Source organism: Stenotrophomonas sp. YJH_SMC_105-26 (genome assembly GCF_059368915.1).
In genome coordinates, this window is the sequence record NZ_JCAFSD010000001.1 from 796,112 (window position 1) to 811,635 (window position 15,524).

Here is a 15,524-nt window from a genome sequence, read left to right on the forward strand (position 1 = left end):
CCGACCGATCCGGCAAGCCATTTCCCAATGACCCCGGTTACCTCATCCGATCATCGCATCGGCCAGCGCCCCCACCCGTGCAAGCACTGCTGCGCGCTGGTCGTCATCGACCGATGCGCCCTGCAGATAGGCGGTGACCACCCACGCGGTGCCGCCCGCATGCGGCCACAGCACGGCGATGTCGTTGCGCGTGTCATCACCGTTGCTGCCGGTCTTGTCCCCCACCCGCCAGCGCTTGCCCAGCCCGGCGCGCAGGCAGGCATCGCCGGTCTGGTTGTCGATGAGCCAATCGGCGAACTGCCGGCGCGATGCAGGCTGCAGGCCATTGCCCACCGCGAAGCGGGCCAGGCTGGTGGCCATCGCGGCCGGGCTGGTGGTATCGCGCGGGTCTCCCTTCGCGAACAGATTCACGTCCGGCTCGTTGCGGTCATTGCGGGTAATGCTGTCGCCCTGCCCGCGCAGGAATGCCGTCAGCGCCGACGGCCCGCCCACCACCTCCAGCAGCAGGTTGGCCGCCGTGTTGTCGCTGGTGGTCAGCGTGCCCCGGCACAGGTCGCGCACGGTCAGATCCTTGCCCACGTGGCGGCGCACCACCGGAGCGTAGGACAGCAGATCCTTCCCGGCGATGGGCACACGGGTGTCGAGCGAAACGCGGCCTGCATCGGCAAGGCTCAGCACATGGGCGACCAGCATCGACTTGAACGTGCTGCACATCGGGAAGCGCTCATCCTGCCGATGCCCGCCGATGCGACGGCCGTTGCCGGTGTTCAGCACGGTGACACCCAGGCGGCCACCGCTGGCTTTCTCCAGCGCGGCGAAATCGGCGGCGCCGGCAATGGCGGCGTTCGCGGCGGGTATGCCAGACGAGGCGGAAACCGGTTGCGCCAGCGCCGGGGCAAGCAGCGAGGACGCAACGGCAGCACCACTGAACTGCAGGAATCGGCGACGGGCGAGCATAGGGGTTCTCCTGGTGACCGCTCGATTATTGGCGCCTCCCCTGCAGCCGACCAGCGCGAAAAATCAAGGCAAGCCATAAGTGGAATTCATGCCTGTCGCGATCAACTCATTGAGATTTACGAAATTCCTCATTGAACGAGTACGATCAGCCATCATCCTGGCTCACGGCTTTTCGATGTTGCACCCTACCCTGCCGCTGAACGCGCTGCGCGCTTTTGAAGCCGCCGCCCGCCACCAGAACTTCACCCGTGCCGCGCTCGAGCTGTGCGTCAGCCAGGCCGCACTGAGCCACCAGATCCGGGGCCTGGAAGACCGGCTCGGCATCCGCCTGTTCCATCGCCTGCCGCGCGGCGTGGCGCTGACCGACGAGGGCGCGGCGCTGTATCCGGTGCTCAACGAATCGTTTGAACGCATCTCCGCCAGCATTGCGCGCTACACCGGCGGGCCGGCCCGGGAAGTACTGACGCTGGGCGTGGTCGGCACCTTCGCCACCGGCTGGCTGCTGCCACGGCTGGCGGCGTTCGAGGCGGCGCACCCGGACATCGAGCTGCGCCTGCAGACCCACAACAACCGCATCGACCTGGCCGGCGAAGGGCTGGACCTGGCGATCCGCTTCGGTGATGGAGACTGGCAGGGACAGGCCTGCACGGCGATCCTGGATGCCCCGTTCGCGCCGCTGTGCGCACCGGCATTGGCGCGGCGGCTGAAGCAACCGCGCGACCTCGCCACACTGCCGTTGTTGCGTTCCTACCGCAGCGACGAATGGCCGCGCTGGTTGCAGGCGGCCGGGGTGAGCGGCGTGGAAGCCCGCGGGCCGGTGTTCGATTCCTCACTGACGGTGGCGATGGCCGCCGCCGGGGGCGCCGGCGTGGCCTTGCTGCCCTTGCGCATGTTCGAGCAGGAACTGGCCGAAGGCCGCCTGCTGCAGCCCTTCGGCACCACCTTGGAGCTGGGCCGCTACTGGCTGACGCGGCTGCGCTCGCGCGCCGAGCGCGAACCAGCCAAGCGCTTCCGCGAATGGCTGCAGGCGCAGGGCACGTAACAAAAAAGGGGACGGAGGGGATTAAGTCGTTTGTGGCACAAACGACTTAATCCCCTCCGTCCCCTTTTTTTTTTGCGTGATCAGGACTCCAGCAGCTCCATCCACGCCGCTTCGGCCTTCTCCAGCTGCGCGGCGGTGGTTTCGCGGTCGCGGCCGATCACCGCCATGCGGGTGGCATCGGCATAGTTGGCCGGGTCGGCCAGCTGGCGGTCGAGCTCGGCCAGCGCGCCCTCCAGTTCGGCCACCTTGGCCTCGGCAGCCGCCAGCTTATGTGGGTTCACCGGCTTCTTCTGCACCACCTGCGCCACCGGTGCGGTCTTGACCACCACCGGCTCTTCCACCTGCTCCATGCGCGCCTTGGTGCCCTGCGCCTGCGGGCGGGTGCGCAGCCACGCGGCATACGCGTCCAGGTCGCCATCGAACGGTTCGACCACACCATCGGCCACGCGCCAATAGGTATCGCAGACCAGGCCGATGAGGTGGCGGTCATGCGAGACCATCACGATCGCGCCTTCGAAGGTGGCCAGCGCTTCGGCCAGTGCTTCGCGCATTTCCAGGTCAAGGTGGTTGGTCGGTTCGTCCAGCAGCAGCACGTTCGGCTGCTGCCAGGCGATCAGCGCCAGCGCCAGGCGCGCGCGCTCGCCACCGGAGAAGCCATCAACCGGCTCGAATGCACGATCGCCCGGGAAGTTCCACTTGCCGAGAAAATCGCGGAAGGACTGGTTCGGTGCGTCCGGGGCGATCTCGCGGAAGTGCTCCATCGGCGACTGGCCTTCGTGCAGCGACTCCACCGTGTGCTGGGCGAAGTAGCCAATCTTCAGGTCCGGATGCGCCATGCGCTCGCCAACGATCGGCGCCAGCTCGCCCACCAGGGTCTTCACCAAGGTGGTCTTGCCCGCACCGTTCGGGCCGAGCAGGCCGATGCGCTGTCCCGCTTCCAGGCCGAAGCCGACGTTGTGCAGGATCACCGCGTCCTTGCCGTAGCCGGCCTCGACGTGGTTCAGGCGGATCAGCGAGAACGGCAGCTTCGCCGGCGGCGCGAACTCGATGCGGAACTCACGCTCGGCGCGCACCGCTTCGGTGCCGGCCAGCTTGGCCAGGCGCTTCATGCGGCTCTGCGCCTGCGCGGCCTTGCTGGCCTGCGCCTTGAAGCGGTCGATGAAGCTCTGCAGGTGGGCGCGCTCGGCCTGTTCCTTTTCATGCGCGATCTGCTGCTGGCGCAGCTGTTCGGCGCGCTGGCGCTCGAAATCGGTGTAGCCGCCCGGGTAGAGCTTGGCGCCGCCGCCATGCAGGTGCAGGGTGTGGGTGGCCACGTTGTCGAGGAACTCGCGGTCATGCGAGATCAGCAGCAGGGTGCCGGGGTACTTCAGCAGCCACTGTTCCAGCCAGTACACCGCGTCCAGATCCAGGTGGTTGGTCGGTTCGTCGAGCAGCAGCAGGTCGCTGGGCATCATCAGCGCGCGGGCCAGATTCAGGCGCACGCGCCAGCCGCCGGAGAACGAGGACACCGCACGGTGGTGCGTCTCGGCAGGGAAGCCGAGGCCGTGCAGCAGCTTGCCGGCACGCGCTTCGGCGTCGTAGGCCCCCATCTCGGCCATCTTGGTGTGCGCGTTGGCCACCGCCTCCCAGTCTTCGCGCGCGGTCGCCTCGGCCTCTTCGGCCAGCACCGCGGCCACCTCGGTATCGCCGCCCAGCACGAAGCTCAGCGCCGGATCCGGCAGCGACGGGGTTTCCTGGGCCACGCTGGCGATGCGCACCTTGCCGGGCAGGTCGACGTCACCCTTGTCGGCCTCCAGCTCGCCCTTCACCGCCGCGAACAGGCTGGACTTGCCAGCACCGTTGCGGCCGACCACACCTACCCGGTAACCGGCGTGCAGGGTCAGGTCGACATTGGACAACAGCAGCCGCTCGCCGCGGCGCAAGGCGAAATTACGAAGGGAGATCATCGGGGGAGGGGTCCATATAACCGGATGGAATGTGCTGGTGAGCACTGTTCCTGCGACGCAATTCTAGCGTTAACGAATACTTGACGCGTCCCGGGATGCGCAGTGGCCGACGTTCCTCTCTCCCACGTCCCCGCCGCGCGCGTCCCGGGGTCCCTTCCTGCCAGCGCTGATCCGGGCTAAATGGTTGCTGCTGCAACGTTTTTTCTGACGCCTGGCATTTGACAGGCACTGAATATCCCGTTAATTGCTGTATTGCGCACCGCAACAACCGCCGTCCGCCTCACGCTCGTGATGTCGATTCCGGTGCCGCCCCCGCCAACCGGAGCCCATCCCGATGACCCGCAAGACCCGCCTGATCGCCGCCGCCGTCGCTGTCGCACTCGGTGGCTCTCCGTTCGTCGCCGCTGCACAGCAGGCCGGCACCGCCGCCAACACCCTGGACACGGTGATCGTCACCGGCACCCGCGTGGCCGACCGCACGGTCGCCGAATCGCAGTCGCCGATCGACATCATCACCCCCGAAGTGCTGCAGTCCACCGGTACCAGTGAACTGGCCACCGCACTGTCGCGCGCCCTGCCCTCGCTGAACTTCCCGCGCCCGGCGCTGACCGACGGCACCAGCGGCGTGCGCCCGGCGCAGCTGCGCGGCCTGTCGCCGGACCAGGTGCTGGTGCTGGTCAACGGCAAGCGCCGCCACACCTCGGCGCTGATCAACGTCAACGGCAGCATCGGCCGTGGCTCGTCGGCGGTGGACATCAACGCGATCCCGATCGCCGCGATCGAGCGCGTGGAAGTGCTGCGCGACGGTGCCTCGGCGCAGTACGGCTCGGACGCCATCGCCGGCGTCATCAACATCGTGCTCAAGGGCAGCGGCAGTGGCGGCAGCCTGGCAGTGGACTACGGCCAGTACTCGGCCGGCGACGGCAACAAGTACCAGCTGTCCGGCGACACCGGCGTCGAGTTCGGCAACGGCCGCGGCCGCGTGCACGTGGCCGGCCAGATCAGCCAGCAGGACGAGAGCAACCGCGCCGGCCCGTACCGCGGCACCACGCCGAACACCGGCAACTTCCCCAGCATCGGCCAGAAGACCTTCATCGTCGGCGACCCGCGCGTGGATGCCACCGCGGCCTCGGCCAACGCCAGCTTCGACTTCAGCGACCACGTGACCGGCTACGCCAGCGCGCTGCTCAGCAACCGCGACATCACCTCGTTCGCGTTCTACCGTTCGCGCAACCACAGCGGGCAGAGCGCGCTGCTGGCGCAGACCTACCCGGACGGCTACGTGCCGGAGATCAACCAGTATTCCAAGGACCGCTCGCTGGTGGCCGGGGTCAAGGGCAACACCGACAACGGCTGGACCTGGGACCTGAGCCTGAACCACGGCGAGAACACCCTGGACTTCCACACCCGCAACAGCATCAACTACAGCCTGGGTGCGACCAGCCCGCGCTCGTTCTACGACGGCACGCTGAAGTACCAGCAGGACATCTTCAATGCCGATCTGACCAAGTCGCTGGACTGGGGCCTGGCCTACCCGGTCACGCTGTCCTTCGGCGGTGAGTACCGCAAGGAGAAGTGGGACCAGAACCCGGGCGAACTGAATTCGTACACCGGCAGCGGCGCGCAGGGCTTCGCGGGCTTCACCCCGACCAATGAAGTGCATGCCGACCGCCACAACTACGCGGTCTACGCCGGCCTGGAAGCGGACCTGACCGACAAGTTCTCGGCCGGCATCACCGGCCGCTACGAAGACTATTCGGACTTCGGCGACCGCTTCTCGGGCAAGCTGTCGGCGCGCTACGCGTTCACCGACAAGGTGGCGCTGCGGGCCACCGCCTCCAGTGGTTTCCGCGCGCCCTCGCTGGCGCAGCAGGGCTACCAGGCGGTGACCAGCCAGTTCCTCAATGGCGTATTCGTCGAGCGCGGCACCTTCCCGACCACCAGCCAGGCCGCGCAGGCGCTGGGCGCCTCGCCGCTGAAGGCCGAGACCTCCACCTCCTACAGCCTGGGCCTGGTGCTGCAGCCGGTCGACCGCCTGTACATCACCGTCGATGCCTACCAGATCGACATCGATGACCGCATCGCGCTGTCGTCGAGCATCACCACCAATGCCGCGACCAGCGCGCTGCTGGGCACCCTGGGCCTGCCGCAGGTGACCGCGTTCTCCTACTTCACCAACGGCCTGGATACGCGCACCCGCGGTGTCGACTTCGTCTCCAGCTACACGGTACCGTTCAGCGCCAGCAGCCTGGAGCTGACCGCGGCATACAGCTACAACGACACCGAAGTGCGCCGCGTTGGCGGCACCCCGCCGGTGTTCGGCACGCTGGGCCTGACCCAGTCGCTGATCGGCCGTGATGAGATCGGTCGCATCGAGGACAGCTACCCGCGCGACAAGGCGATCCTGAGCGGCACCTGGCGTTCGGACCACTGGGAGCTGGGCCTGGCCGCCACCCGCTACGGCAAATTCACCGTGCGCAACTCGGCCACCGCGCTGCGTGACCAGACCTACGGCGACGCCTGGGTGGTGGATGCCTCGGCCAGCTACAAGCCCAGCAGCAACTGGACCCTGACCGTGGGTGCCGACAACCTGCTGGACAAGTACCCGGACCGCACCGAAGACCTGCAGAACTCCACCTTCGGCATGCTGCCGTACAGCAACTACTCGCCGTTCGGCTTCAACGGCGCGTATGTGTACGGGCGGATCAAGTACACCTGGTAAGGGGTAATGGGTGCGCCGGGCCCTGCCCGGCGCTGCTCCACACACCCGCCCGCGGCCTCGGGGCAGGCGCGGCCCTGACCGTATACCGTTGCCAGCTCCTGCACCCGGTTTCCAGGCTGTGCTCTGTTGCACGCGCCTCATAGGTCGTCCCGTGCATAATCAGCGGACCAACGAAGGAGCCGCTCCGTGACGAGAGCCTGCATCACTCGCCGCCATGTGTACGCTGCGCTCGCGTGGGTTGCGCTGGCGGCCCCCCTGTCAGGGTGTTCAGGAGATCACGTGAAACCCAGCTATTCCAAATCGAGCCTTGAGCCGGTCGTCGTCACCCAGCTCTCCGCGTCGAAGCTCCAGGTCCAGTTCAATGAACCGATGGAAAGCATGTATTACGCGGCAGGGATGAGCTATGTCGTGGAAGGGGACACCATGAAAGTCGTTGTTGATCGCTGCCCCATATCCGGCCAATGCACAACCATGCTGCGGCGCGACGTGAAGCCCGGACCTGCTGGCCCGGCCCGTCAGGAAATTCCCTTGATGGCGCCGCGCGTGGTGATGCTGTACGCCGATGGCGAAACACAGATTTTTCCGTAAGGGCATCCCATGAGCGACAAGGTCGTCCTCGGCATCCATAGTCACGTAGACCCCAATACACAGGGGTCGTTCAATCAGTTCGTGGACGGCCACGCCTGGATCTCGGTGACGCGAAACGGCCATACGACGTTCCATGGCCTGTGGCCAGACAACCATCCACTCGTTGAGGACAATGGCCCAGGTTCGGACATCCGCGAAGGCATGGAAGCCCGGGCCACACCTTCGGCCTCACGCTATTACGAATTGACTCCCGAGCAGGTCAAGCGACTTGACCAGGCCTTGGGCGAAAATGTCACCTGGTCATATGGCAATACCTGCGCATCGTGGGCGACCAGTACCGTGAACAAGGTTACCGGGCAGTCCCTGGATGCAGGCGAACTGCTGTTCACCGATACACCGCGGGAGCTGATCGAGTCCATTCGCAAGGCAGAGCGCGTGCGGCCCACCAGTCCTTCGCAGCCGCAACCGGCAACCGAACGGCCGGAAACCAGCATCCCATCGCTGAGCGATGCCTCGGCATCGCTTCACCAGCAGGCACTCGCCGGCGTCCACGCGCTGGACGCGTCGCTGGGTCGCGCATCTGATGAATCCAGCCAACGCATGGCGGCCAGCCTCACCCAACTTGCCCGGGCACAAGGTCTGGAACGGATCGACCATGTGGTATTGGGCTTGCCGGCTGGTCAGCCCCCAAGGCCGGAGAACATCTTCGTCATTCAAGGAGCCTTGGATGACCCGGGCCATCTGCGTGCCCACATCAACATTGAAACGGCCCTTCAGCCACCCGTTGCGGAGTCGCTGCGGCAGATTCATCAGTTGGACAAGCAGCTGGCCGCCTCGCCGCAGCAGGCCGAGCCTGCCCTGGAAGAGACCCAGCGCCGGCAGATGGTGTGATCATCGACGGCTACGCCTGGAGCCCCCCATAGGTAGGCACCATTCGGCCCGTCAGGGCCTGCCATCTCTCAACAAGGCTTGATATCTCGCCCGTACAAGCCGCCCACGCAACGATCCGATACGCTGGCCAGGTTTGCCGTATGTGACCGCATCGGTGAAAATCGGGACATCCCCCCGATTTCCTGCGAGTGCCGATGCACCATGACACCGACCTGATCAACATCGTTGCCGTTGGCCTGGGGCTCGCCTTCATCTTCGGCGCGCTGGCCAACAAGCTCCGCTTGTCTCCCCTGGTCGGTTACCTGGTTGCTGGCATCTGCGTAGGCCCGTTCACTCCCGGCTTCGTCGCCGACCAAGCGCTGGCCAACCAGCTGGCCGAACTGGGCGTGATGCTGCTGATGTTCGGTGTCGGCCTGCACTTCTCGCTGAAGGACCTGATGGCGGTCAAGGCGATCGCCATCCCCGGCGCCATCGGCCAGATCGCGGTGGCCACCCTGCTCGGCTGGGGCGTGGCCTCGCTGATGGGCTGGCCGGCCATCCATGGCGTCATCTTCGGTTTCTCGCTGGCCACCGCCAGTACCGTGGTGCTGCTGCGGGCGATGGAGGAACGGCGCCTGCTGGAAACGATGCGCGGCAAGATCGCGGTCGGCTGGCTGATCGTGGAAGACCTGGCCTGTGTGCTGGCGCTGGTGATGATGCCGGTGATGGCCGGTGTGTTCGGTCCTGACGCGGCCAAGGAATCGCACTCGCTCGGCAGCGTGCTGGCCGACATCGGCTGGACCTTCGTGCAGCTGGGCCTGTTCGTGGCGGTGATGCTGGTGGTCGGTCGGCGGGTCATCCCGTGGATCCTCGAGCGCATCGCCGGTACCGGTTCGCGTGAGCTGTTCACCCTGTCGGTGCTGGCGATCGCGCTGGGCGTGGCGTTCGGCTCGGCGATGCTGTTCGGCGTCTCGTTCGCGCTGGGCGCGTTCTTCGCCGGCATGCTGCTCAACGAATCGGAGCTGAGCCACAAGGCCGCGCATGATTCGTTGCCGCTGCGCGATGCGTTCGCGGTGCTGTTCTTTGTGTCGGTCGGCATGCTGTTCGACCCCAACATCCTCGTCCAGCATCCGTGGCAGGTGCTGGCCACCGTCGCCATCATCATGTTCGGCAAGTCGGCGGCGGCATTCTTCATCGTGCGTGCGTTCGGCCACCCGACCAGCACCGCGCTGACCATCTCGGCCAGCCTGGCGCAGATCGGCGAGTTCGCCTTCATCATCGCAGGCCTCGGCGTGGCGCTGCAGATCCTGCCGAAGGAAGGCCAGTCGCTGGTGCTGGCCGGCGCGCTGGTGTCGATCATGCTCAACCCGCTGGTGTTCGGCCTGCTGGACCGTTGGCAGGCCAAGCAGGAGCAGTCTCCGCAGGTACCCGAGCCGCCCGAAGCGATCGGCCCGTCGCGCGACCTGCATGACCACGCCATCGTGATCGGTTACGGCCGCGTCGGCAGCGAACTGGCGCAGGTGCTGCGCGACCGTGGCGTGCCGGTGCTGGTGATCGATGACAACAAGGAGCACGTCGAGCAGGCACATGCCAAGGGCCTGGCGGCGATCCGCGGCAGTGCCGCCGCCGACCGGGTGCTGGCCGAGGCCCATCCGGAGCGCGCCAAGATCGCGGTGCTGGCGATTCCGCAGCCGCTGGAAGCCGGTGAGGCGCTGGCCAAGCTGCGGGCGATCAATCCGGACCTGACCCTGCTGGCGCGCGCGCACAGCGATGCCGAGGTGAAGCATCTGCTGGAGCACGGCGCCGATGGCACGGTGATGGCCGAGCGCGAGCTGGCGTATTCGCTGGCGGAGATGATCATGTCCACGCCGCCGTACCGGAACCTGGGGCAGCACAGCATTCCGGTGGTGTGAGGGGTGTGCGTGCGGCAGGGCTTGCAGCCCTGCACCTGCCGAAACAACGGCAACGGCAAAAGCGGGCATAGCGTGGGATGGCGGGGTGGGTCCGATTGCGGGAGACGCCGTAAACCCTTCCATGGGGGCTTGGCCGCGGCATCCATGCCGCGGACACTCCCGCAACCGGACCCACCCCGCCTTCGACAGTTCCCCGCTGCTGTTGGTGGATGTCGACCTTGGTCGACACGGCGGCGCGCGGGGTCAGATCCGTTTTCCACAGGAAAACGGATCTGACCCCGGAAACAAAAAATCTCCGGTCGACCCGCATCGACCGGGGATCTGGATCGCCACGTTGCCACGCCTTGGAGAGGCAGTTCCACCGTAACCCATCGCGGTGCCGGCGGTGATCGCCTGTGGCGATGACGACCAAGCGCGCAGCTATCAGGCGCCGGCCAGGGCCTGTTCCAGGTCCGCGCGCAGGTCGCCGATGTGCTCGATGCCGATCGACAGCCGCACGGTGTCCTCGCTGACACCGGCCTTGGCCAGCTCCGCTGCATCCAGCTGGCGATGCGTGGTCGAAGCCGGATGGGTGGCCAGTGACTTCGCATCCCCCAGGTTGACCAGGCGGGTGAACAGCTTCAGCGCATCGAGGAAGCGGGCGCCGGCCTCGCGCCCACCGGGCAGACCGAAGGTCAGTACGCCCGAGCCGTGTCCACCCAGATAGCGCTGCGCGGCGGCATGCTCGGGGTCGTCGGCCAGTCCGGCGTAGCGCACCCAGGCTACCCTGGCATGCGCCTTCAGGAACTGCGCAACGGCCAGCGCATTGGCATTGATGCGTTCCATGCGCAGGGCCAGGGTCTCGATGCCCTGCAGGATCAGGAACGCGTTGAACGGCGACAACGCAGCGCCCGTATTGCGCAGCGGCACCACCCGCGCGCGGCCGATGTAGGCCGCTGGCCCCAGGGCTTCGGTATAGACCACGCCGTGGTAACTGGGGTCGGGCTGGTTGAGCCGTGCGAAGCGTTGGGGCTGTGCGGTCCAGTCGAAGCGGCCGGAATCGATGATCGCGCCGCCCAGGCTGTTGCCGTGTCCCCCGAGGTATTTGGTCAGCGAATGCACCACGATGTCGGCGCCGTGCTCGAACGGGCGCAGCAGGAACGGTGTGGCCACGGTGTTGTCGACGATCAGCGGCACGCCCGCGGCATGCGCGACCTCGGCGATCGCAGCGATGTCGGTGACATTGCCGCGCGGGTTGCCGATGGATTCGACGAACACCGCCTTGGTGCGGTCGTCGATCAGCGTGGCGAACGCGGCCGGGTCGGCCGGATCGGCAAAGCGCGCCTGGATGCCGTACTGCGGCAGCGTGTGCGCCAGCAGGTTGAGGCTGCCACCGTAGAGCGCACTGGAGGCGACGATGTTGTCGCCGGCCTCGGCGATGGTCTGGATGGCATAGGTGATCGCGGCCTGCCCCGAGGCCAGCGCCAGCGCGCCGATGCCGCCTTCCAGCGCGGCCAGGCGCTGCTCCAGCACGTCGGTGGTGGGGTTCATGATGCGCGTGTAGATGTTGCCCGGCACCTTCAGGTCGAACAGGTCGGCGCCGTGCTGGGTGTCATCGAAGGCATACGCCACGGTCTGATAGATCGGCACCGCCACCGCGCGGGTGGTCGGGTCGGGACGGTAACCGCCGTGCACGGCCAGGGTTTCCAGTTGCCACTGCGGGTCGCTCATTGCACCAGGCTCCATCCGGGAAACCGCCACCATAGGCCAGCCGGGGCCGCCTGCTGAAAGCCGCTGGCGATGACGTCCGTACCCGCGGTTATCAGGTTGGCCGCGATTCAGGCAGTCGTCATGGGGCGTTGCTAGGCTGCGCCGCCGGGCGCTCCTGCCTGGGAACGGAGGCCCCACGCATGCAGCCATCCCCCTGGACTCCCCCTGCCAGCAGTTCGCCCACGTCGGTCCTGCTGGTGGAGGACGACCGTCGCCTGGCCGAACTGGTCAGCGACTATCTCCACGAACATGGCTTCGCCGTGCAGCACGTGGCACGCGGCGACCTCGCCAGCGCCGCCTGCCGCCAGCATGCACCGGAACTGGTGGTGCTGGACCTGATGCTGCCCGGCCTGGGGGGCATCGATGTGTGCCGGCAGATCCGCAGCTTCTCCGATGTGCCGATCCTGATGTTGACCGCCTGTGAGGACGACATCGAGCAGGTGCTGGGCCTGGAATCGGGTGCCGATGACTATGTGCACAAGCCGATCGAGCCACGCCTGCTGCTGGCCCGCCTGCGCGCCCTGCTGCGCCGCCGCCACGGCAGCAGCAATACCGGCACGCCCAGCCGGCTGATGCATGGTGAGCTGCTGATCGATCGCATGCAGCGCGAGGTGCACCTGCACGGCCAGCCGGTCGAGCTGGGCACCACGGAATTCGAGATCCTGTGGCTGCTGGCCAGCCAGCCGGGGCAGATCCTGTCGCGCGACCAGATCCTGCAGGCGGTGCGCGGCATCGGCTTCGACGGTCTGGACCGCAGCGTCGACGTCTGCATCGGCAAGCTGCGCCGCAAGCTCGGCGACGATGCGCGCGAACCGCGGCGGATCAAGACCGTGTGGGGGCGCGGCTACCAGTTCAATCCTGCGGCCTGGTCGGAATGAAGCGGCTGTTCCTGTGGCTGTGGTTCATCACCGGCGCCTGCTTCCTGGTGTCGGTGTTCTTTCTCAACCACATCCTGGATGGCATCTACACGCCCGTGCAGGATCGCGTGTTCGTGCAGCAGGTGCGCGGGCAGGTGTACGCCCTGCGCAGTGGCCTGGCCGGCCTGGACGCCATCCAGCAGCGTGAGCGCCTGCAACAGTGGCAGCCACACTACGGCATCGACCTGACCCTGCTCGACAAACCTCCCGCGCTCGACGCGCAGGAACAGGAGGCCGTGAAGGCCGATGGCTTCGTCGTGCGCGATCAGTACCAGCAGGTGCTGCTGCCCATCGACGGCATCGGCGGCCGCTGGCTGCACCTGCGCCTGCCCGGCGCGGTGCAGATGACGACGTACATGACCATCGCCGCCTACCTCAGCATCCTGCTGCTGGTGGGCGCCAGCCTGTATGCCTGGGTGCGCCTGCTCTGGCGCGACCTGGAAGCACTGCGCCGGCACGCCGACCGCATCGGTTCCGGCGACCTGCAGGCACGTGCGCAGGTTTCGCCCCGCTCGCAGATCCGGGTCATCGTCGAACACTCCAACCGCATGGCGGCACGCGTGGCCGAACTGGTGCAGCGCCAGCGCGACCTGACCCATGCCATTTCACACGAACTGCGCACGCCCATCGCGCGGGTGGCCTTCGGCCTGGACCTGATGCAGGACAGCGATGACCGCGAACGCCGCGAACGGCTGGCGCAGGGCCTGCACGGCGACCTGGCCGAGCTCAACCGGCTGGTCAGCGAACTGCTGGCCTACGAACGGCTGGAGCATCCCAGCGAGGGCGAACCGATGCAGCGCATCGAAGCCAACGACTGGCTGCAGGCCTGCCTGGCCGATGCCCGCCGCGATGCCGAACGTGCCGGCATTGTCCTGCGCGTGCAGCCCAGCGCGTTGCCGCGAGTGGATGCCGAGCCACGCCTGTTGCAGCTGGCGCTGAGCAACCTGGTCGGCAATGCGCTGCGCCACGCGCGTTCGCAGGTGGAGGTCTCGCTGGTCGGTATCAGCGGCCGCGCCTGCCTGCGCGTGGACGATGACGGCCCGGGCATCGCCGAAGCCGATCGGGAGAAGGTGATGCGCCCGTTCACCCGCCTGGACGACAGCCGCAGCCGCGATACCGGCGGCTTCGGCCTGGGCCTGGCCATTGTCGGCCGCATTGCAGCCCGCCACGGCGGCGAGCTGCGCATCAGTCGCGCCACGCTGGGCGGCGCGCGCCTGGAAATGCACTGGCCGCTGGCTGCCAGCTGAACGCCCAAGGGCGCGATTACAGTTGATTACAACTCCCGCACAACTGCGGACGGATCGGTCGCCGGCATATCGCCACGCTGGCAACCCTGCAGCACTCGCCGGATGCGCGCGCTGCTTTCCTCCCATTGCCGAGAGTTTCCATGTCCCAGCTTCGCCGTTCCCCCGCCCTGCTCTGCCTGGCCGTGTTGCCGCTGTTCGCCGCCCCGATCGCCCACGCCAAGGATGACCACTGGACCTTCGAGCTCGCCGCCGGTGGCGGCGTGGCACCGCGTTACAGCGGCAGCGAGGAGTATCGTGCGACGCCGTCGCTGTCCTTTGATGTCACCTCGCCGGGGGGATGGTTTCTGGGCACCAGTGGCATCGGCTGGGGCACCTCCCTCGGCGAGCACACGCGCGTGCGTGCCTATGTCGGCGCCAGCGGCATCCGCAAGGACAAGGACTCGCTGCTGGGCGGTTCGGACTTCCTGCGCGGCATGGGTGATATCGATACCCGTCCCCTGGTCGGCGTCTCGGCTGGTTATACGCTGGGCGAAGCCGTGCTGAGCGGCTCCTGGCAGTTCACCCGCAAGGACGAGGACAAGGCCGAGAACGGCCTGGCCACCCAGCAGATCCATCTGAACCTGAGCATGCCGCTGTTCGACCTGGCCGGTGGCGTGGTCAGCGGCAGTGTTTCCACCGACTACGGCAACCGCGGCTACATGCAGACCTGGTACGGCGTCAGCCCGGAACAGGCCAAACGCACGGGCTTCGCCGAGCACAGGCCGAAGGCCGGCCTGGTCAGTGCCGGTGTCGGCCTGAAGTGGAGCCACCGCGTGGGCCGCAACGGCAACTGGTACATCTCGGCCGAAGGCACGCGCCTGCTCGGCGATGCGGCCAACAGCCCGATCGTGCAGAAGGCAAACCAGTTCGGGCTGATGAGCGGTTACACCCACCGCTTCTGATGCATGAAGGGCGCCGCTGGGCGCCCTTTCCCTCTGCGGTCAGCGGCAGGCCGGTGCGTCGCCGTTGCCGCACAACCCGACCTCGCGCAGCCAGCCGATCCACTGCACGACGTCCTCCTTCTCCGGCTCGGAGCGGAACGACTTCTGCACGGTGTGGAAGCCCTGCCTGCCCTGCACGCCCTTGATCCAGTTGAACTCCGGCTTGCCTGTCCCCGGATTCCGCGGGCAGCTGAGCATCAGCAGGGCGAAGGGCCGTCCCCCTTCTTCACCTTCGCGGATCCAGTGGCTCTGCGCCGCCGGACAGGCGATGCGCCACCCCGCCTCGATGATGCCGAGGAACTCACGCGGACTCACATGGCCACTGTTCGGCGCATCGTTGACGGTGACCATGTCGGTCCAGTCGTGCACGGTCTGGCCCTGTGGCACGTACTCGGTGATGCGGTTGCCTTGCGCGTCGGTGCTCTGGTGGGCCTGCTGGTAGCCCTTCATCGGCGGCAGCTGGACCTGTTCGGCGGCCGCGGCGTGTCCACAAACAGCAGCCAACGCCAGCGTCATGCAGAGTGAAGCCCTGCGGGCAACGTCCATGCGGTTCTCCTCATCCTTGCGAAAGTGAAACAGGACCATCGTGCGCT

General features: G+C 67.0%; 12 protein-coding genes. 8 read left to right on the forward strand and 4 right to left on the reverse strand.

What is annotated here, in order from left to right; translation table 11 throughout:
- Positions 1-42: 42 nt before the first annotated feature.
- A complete protein-coding gene (blaL2, locus tag AC5P7F_RS03755) occupies positions 43-957 on the reverse strand; it encodes a L2 family extended-spectrum class A beta-lactamase (RefSeq protein ID WP_049440342.1) in 915 nt (304 codons plus the stop codon).
- A 175-nt stretch (positions 958-1,132) separates the two neighbouring features.
- On the opposite strand from blaL2, the gene ampR reads away from it, so the two are divergent.
- Entirely contained in the window at positions 1,133-1,999 is an 867-nt protein-coding gene (gene ampR, locus AC5P7F_RS03760) for a LysR family transcriptional regulator AmpR (protein ID WP_053461166.1), read from the forward strand.
- 80 nt (positions 2,000-2,079) lie between these two features.
- On the opposite strand, the gene AC5P7F_RS03765 is transcribed toward ampR, so the two are convergent.
- On the reverse strand, positions 2,080-3,945 hold the full coding sequence (locus AC5P7F_RS03765; RefSeq protein WP_014648175.1) for an ABC-F family ATP-binding cassette domain-containing protein: 1,866 nt from the start codon (positions 3,943-3,945) through the stop codon (positions 2,080-2,082).
- A 334-nt stretch (positions 3,946-4,279) separates the two neighbouring features.
- Here AC5P7F_RS03765 and AC5P7F_RS03770 point away from each other — a divergent pair, with 334 nt between their 5' ends.
- The 4 genes from AC5P7F_RS03770 (at position 4,280) to ybaL (ending at position 10,038) form a co-directional block, all read left to right on the forward strand.
- Positions 4,280-6,667: a TonB-dependent receptor plug domain-containing protein gene (locus tag AC5P7F_RS03770; protein ID WP_014648176.1), complete on the forward strand. Its 2,388-nt coding sequence runs from the start codon at positions 4,280-4,282 to the stop codon at positions 6,665-6,667.
- A 279-nt stretch (positions 6,668-6,946) separates the two neighbouring features.
- Positions 6,947-7,255 (forward strand): hypothetical protein, encoded by a 309-nt coding sequence (locus AC5P7F_RS03775; protein ID WP_005418535.1) that lies wholly within the window; start codon positions 6,947-6,949, stop codon positions 7,253-7,255.
- 9 nt (positions 7,256-7,264) lie between these two features.
- The gene (locus tag AC5P7F_RS03780) at positions 7,265-8,146 is read left to right on the forward strand and encodes an XVIPCD domain-containing protein (protein WP_053091798.1); all 882 of its coding nucleotides are present in this window, start codon (positions 7,265-7,267) and stop codon (positions 8,144-8,146) included.
- A gap of 194 nt (positions 8,147-8,340) precedes the next feature.
- Positions 8,341-10,038 (forward strand): YbaL family putative K(+) efflux transporter, encoded by a 1,698-nt coding sequence (ybaL, locus tag AC5P7F_RS03785; protein WP_041863753.1) that lies wholly within the window; start codon positions 8,341-8,343, stop codon positions 10,036-10,038.
- 423 nt (positions 10,039-10,461) lie between these two features.
- On the opposite strand, the gene AC5P7F_RS03790 is transcribed toward ybaL, so the two are convergent.
- A complete protein-coding gene (locus tag AC5P7F_RS03790; protein ID WP_142235257.1) occupies positions 10,462-11,748 on the reverse strand; it encodes an O-acetylhomoserine aminocarboxypropyltransferase/cysteine synthase family protein in 1,287 nt (428 codons plus the stop codon).
- 179 nt (positions 11,749-11,927) lie between these two features.
- On the opposite strand from AC5P7F_RS03790, the gene AC5P7F_RS03795 reads away from it, so the two are divergent.
- From AC5P7F_RS03795 to AC5P7F_RS03805, 3 genes are all read left to right on the forward strand, one after another.
- Entirely contained in the window at positions 11,928-12,665 is a 738-nt protein-coding gene (locus AC5P7F_RS03795; RefSeq protein WP_014648178.1) for a winged helix-turn-helix domain-containing protein, read from the forward strand.
- The gene (locus tag AC5P7F_RS03800) at positions 12,662-13,951 is read left to right on the forward strand and encodes an ATP-binding protein (protein WP_164077285.1); all 1,290 of its coding nucleotides are present in this window, start codon (positions 12,662-12,664) and stop codon (positions 13,949-13,951) included. Before AC5P7F_RS03795 ends, AC5P7F_RS03800 begins: the two co-directional genes overlap by 4 nt.
- 140 nt (positions 13,952-14,091) lie before the next feature.
- A complete protein-coding gene (locus AC5P7F_RS03805; protein ID WP_046432175.1) occupies positions 14,092-14,892 on the forward strand; it encodes a MipA/OmpV family protein in 801 nt (266 codons plus the stop codon).
- Positions 14,893-14,931: 39 nt separating this feature from the next.
- On the opposite strand, the gene AC5P7F_RS03810 is transcribed toward AC5P7F_RS03805, so the two are convergent.
- Positions 14,932-15,477, reverse strand: coding sequence for a hypothetical protein (locus AC5P7F_RS03810; RefSeq protein ID WP_239510499.1), 546 nt, complete (start codon positions 15,475-15,477; stop codon positions 14,932-14,934).
- Positions 15,478-15,524: the final 47 nt, after the last annotated feature.

Excerpts from the sequence above, each read along its gene's own strand:
- blaL2 (WP_049440342.1), bottom strand. The coding sequence starts at position 957 with ATGCTCGCCCGTCGCCGATTCCTGCAGTTCAGTGGTGCTGCCGTTGCG.
- ampR (WP_053461166.1), top strand. The coding sequence starts at position 1,133 with ATGTTGCACCCTACCCTGCCGCTGAACGCGCTGCGCGCTTTTGAAGCC.
- AC5P7F_RS03765 (WP_014648175.1), bottom strand. The coding sequence starts at position 3,945 with ATGATCTCCCTTCGTAATTTCGCCTTGCGCCGCGGCGAGCGGCTGCTG.
- AC5P7F_RS03770 (WP_014648176.1), top strand. The coding sequence starts at position 4,280 with ATGACCCGCAAGACCCGCCTGATCGCCGCCGCCGTCGCTGTCGCACTC.
- AC5P7F_RS03780 (WP_053091798.1), top strand. The coding sequence starts at position 7,265 with ATGAGCGACAAGGTCGTCCTCGGCATCCATAGTCACGTAGACCCCAAT.
- ybaL (WP_041863753.1), top strand. The coding sequence starts at position 8,341 with ATGCACCATGACACCGACCTGATCAACATCGTTGCCGTTGGCCTGGGG.
- AC5P7F_RS03790 (WP_142235257.1), bottom strand. The coding sequence starts at position 11,748 with ATGAGCGACCCGCAGTGGCAACTGGAAACCCTGGCCGTGCACGGCGGT.
- AC5P7F_RS03795 (WP_014648178.1), top strand. The coding sequence starts at position 11,928 with ATGCAGCCATCCCCCTGGACTCCCCCTGCCAGCAGTTCGCCCACGTCG.
- AC5P7F_RS03800 (WP_164077285.1), top strand. The coding sequence starts at position 12,662 with ATGAAGCGGCTGTTCCTGTGGCTGTGGTTCATCACCGGCGCCTGCTTC.
- AC5P7F_RS03805 (WP_046432175.1), top strand. The coding sequence starts at position 14,092 with ATGTCCCAGCTTCGCCGTTCCCCCGCCCTGCTCTGCCTGGCCGTGTTG.
- AC5P7F_RS03810 (WP_239510499.1), bottom strand. The coding sequence starts at position 15,477 with ATGGACGTTGCCCGCAGGGCTTCACTCTGCATGACGCTGGCGTTGGCT.